Origin of the sequence: Mycobacterium intermedium, from assembly GCF_002086275.1 — a bacterium.
In the GTDB taxonomy this organism is placed as follows: Bacteria; Actinomycetota; Actinomycetes; order Mycobacteriales; family Mycobacteriaceae; genus Mycobacterium; species Mycobacterium intermedium.
This window is the reverse complement of record NZ_MVHT01000192.1, coordinates 1-3,004: the sequence shown is the minus strand read 5'-3', so window position 1 is coordinate 3,004 and position 3,004 is coordinate 1. Positions and strand designations below refer to the sequence as shown.

Below are 3,004 nucleotides of genomic sequence, written 5' to 3'. Positions count from 1 at the left end.
CGGCCCGAAGACCCCCGGCCCGTCCCACCCTTCGGGCCCCGCCCCGAACGCAGCCGCGCCCGCGTCATGCGTGACGGCCAATTGGCTTCCGAACAAGAATGCCGATTCGGAGGTCGGCGCCGTCGCAGTGAGCCGGCGCAGGGTCAGGCTCGTGGCGTCAACGGACAGCACCTGCGCGCAGGGCACGCCACCCGGCACGCTCGACAACCATCGCAAGCCCGCGGCTTCCCAGCCGAAGAAGCCGGCAGGCGCTCCCGAACGCTGCTTGACGAAAACGCCCGTCCCGCCCGACGAGGTCGCGTTCAGGCTCCCGTCGTCACGTGCGCAGCGTTCACGTCGTCGGCGGGCCGCGCCTCGGTCTGCTCCTTCGCCCAGCGGTAGTCTGGCTTGCCGGCCGGTGAGCGCTTCACCTCGTCGACAAACCAAAGGCTGCGCGGCACTTTGTATCCCGCGATCTCCGTCCGCACGAAGGCGTCCAGTTCGGCCAACGACGGACGTGCCCCTTCCCTGGGCTGAACGACCGCGGCCACGTGCTGGCCGTAGCGTGGGTCGGGCACCCCGACCACCAGCGCATCGAAGACGTCGGGATGACCTTTCAGCGCCGCCTCGACCTCCTCCGGGTAGATCTTCTCGCCGCCGCTGTTGATCGACACCGAACCGCGGCCAAGCATCGTGACGGTTCCGTCCTCTTCGACCAGGGCCCAGTCACCCGGAATCGCGTACCGCACACCGTTGATGGTTTTGAACGTCTCGGCGGTCTTCTTCTCGTCCTTGTAGTAGCCGACCGGAATGTTGCCCTTCTTGGCGATGAACCCGCGGACGCCGGAGCCCGGCTTTACCTCGTTGCCGTCTTCGTCCAGGACGACGGTGCGGTGGTCGATGGTCACCCGCGGGCCGCCAGTGTGCGGTGCACCCTTGGCGACGATGCTGGTGCCACCAAATCCGGTCTCGGACGAGCCAATTGAGTCAGTGATGATCCGATTCGGAAGCAGCTCAAGGAGTTTCTCCTTGATGCTCGGCGAGAACAACGCGGCGGTACTCGCCAGAAGAAACAGCGAAGACAGGTCGTATTCGTTTCCAGCTTCCTGATGCGCCAGCAGCGCATCCAGCAGCGGCCGCGCCATCGCGTCGCCGGTGAAGAACAACAGATTCACCTTGTGCTTGTGAATCGTTCGCCACACCTCGTCGGCGTTGAATTCCGGTGACAGCACGGTGGTTTGGCCGGAGAAAAGCGACATCCAGGTGGCAGATTGGGTGGCGCCGTGGATCATTGGGGGAATCGGATACCGGACCATCGGCGGATTCGCCGCGGCGGCCTTGGCCAGATCGTATTCGTCCTTGACGAATTCGCCCGTCGCAAAGTCGGTTCCGCCGAACAACACTCGGTAGATGTCTTCGTGGCGCCACATCACCCCCTTCGGGAATCCCGTCGTGCCACCGGTGTAGAGCAGGTAGATATCATCGGCGCTGCGCTCGCCGAAGTCGCGCTCGGGCGAACTGTTGGCGATCGCCGAGTAGAACTCCACTCCCCCGTAGCGCTGGTAGTCCTTGTCGCTGCCGTCTTCCACCACCAGAATCGTCTTGACATCGGGGGTGTCGGGCAGCACGTTGGCCACCCGGTCCGAGTACTGGCGCTCGTGGACCAGTGCCACCATGTCGGAGTTGTCGAACAGGTAGCGAAGTTCGCCCTCGACATAGCGGAAGTTGACGTTCACCAAGATGGCGCCCGCTTTGATGATGCCCAGCATCGCAATCACGATCTCGTTGCGGTTGCGGCAGTAGAGTCCGACCTTGTCGTCCTTCTGCACGCCCTGCTCGAGCAAGTAGTGCGCGAGGCGGTTGGCCTTCTCCTCCAACTGGGCGTAGGTCAATTGCTCGTCGCCACAGATAAGGGCGACGCGGTCAGGCACAGCGTCGATGGCGTGCTCGGCGAGATCAGCAATGTTCAGGGCCACGGGACCAAATTAGAACGTGTTACATTTCTTGACAAGCTGATGCCCAATGACGAGCGAGAGGCGGTAATCGTGACCGAGGCTCCAGCAAACGAGGCCGGACCGGACGCACTGATCGAACAGCGCGGTCACACGCTGATCGTGACCATGAACCGGCCCCACCGTCGGAACGCGCTGAGCAGCGAAATGATGCAAATCATGGTCGAGGCTTGGGACCGCGTCGACAACGATCCCGACATCCGATGCTGCATTCTTACTGGGGCCGGTGGCTACTTCTGTGCTGGCATGGACCTCAAGACGGCGACCCAGAAGCCGCCCGGCGACTCCTTCAAGGACGGCAGCTACGACCCGTCACGTATCGACGCCTTGCTCAAAGGGCGGCGGCTGACCAAACCGCTGATCGCCGCCGTAGAGGGACCCGCGATCGCCGGTGGCACCGAGATTCTGCAGGGCACCGACATCCGCGTGGCCGGCGAGAGCGCCAAGTTTGGCATCTCGGAGGCCAAGTGGAGCCTGTACCCGATGGGCGGCTCGGCCGTGCGCCTGGTGCGTCAGATCCCCTACACGGTGGCCTGCGACCTGTTGTTGACCGGACGGCACATCACCGCCGCCGAGGCCAAGGAAATCGGTCTGATCGGGCACGTCGTCCCCGACGGTCAGGCGCTGACCAAGGCCCTCGAGATCGCGGAGATCATCGAGAACAACGGACCGCTGGCCGTCCAGGCGATACTTCGCACGATCCGCGAAACCGAGGGGCAGCACGAGAACGAGGCGTTCAAGCTCGACACCCAGATCGGCATCCAGGTGTTCCTGTCCGACGACGCCAAGGAAGGCCCGCGGGCGTTCGCCGAGAAGCGCAAGCCCAATTTCCAGAACCGCTGACCCACACGTTTACGTGACGTAGGGCGCGGATTGCCCCGACGAGGTCGCGCGATGCGTCGACGCGGCTCACCTGTCGGGAGTGCGTTTCGCGCGCGCCACTGCCGGTACACCAGCCGAGCCCACTAGAGCCGGTCCGACGCCGGGCGCCCCTGCAATACGGCAGACCAGGG

2 protein-coding genes and 1 pseudogene are annotated in these 3,004 nt (G+C 64.2%); 1 reads left to right on the top strand and 2 read right to left on the bottom strand.

Annotation, left to right across the window (positions count from 1 at the left end; all coding sequences use genetic code 11):
* Positions 1–306, bottom strand: a pseudogene (locus BST27_RS29965) (fructosamine kinase family protein); the annotation flags it as partial.
* The gene (locus BST27_RS29960; protein ID WP_069421294.1) at positions 303–1,955 is read right to left on the bottom strand and encodes an acyl-CoA synthetase; all 1,653 of its coding nucleotides are present in this window, start codon (positions 1,953–1,955) and stop codon (positions 303–305) included. The gene BST27_RS29960 and the pseudogene BST27_RS29965, both read right to left, overlap by 4 nt.
* A gap of 39 nt (positions 1,956–1,994) precedes the next feature.
* On the opposite strand from BST27_RS29960, the gene BST27_RS29955 reads away from it, so the two are divergent.
* On the top strand, positions 1,995–2,834 hold the full coding sequence (locus tag BST27_RS29955) for a crotonase/enoyl-CoA hydratase family protein (RefSeq protein WP_139805471.1): 840 nt from the start codon (positions 1,995–1,997) through the stop codon (positions 2,832–2,834).
* The last annotated feature ends 170 nt before the right edge of the window (positions 2,835–3,004 follow it).

Bases quoted from the DNA above. Each gene is read 5' to 3' on its own strand.
- BST27_RS29955 (WP_139805471.1), top strand. From the start codon at position 1,995: ATGCCCAATGACGAGCGAGAGGCGGTAATCGTGACCGAGGCTCCAGCA.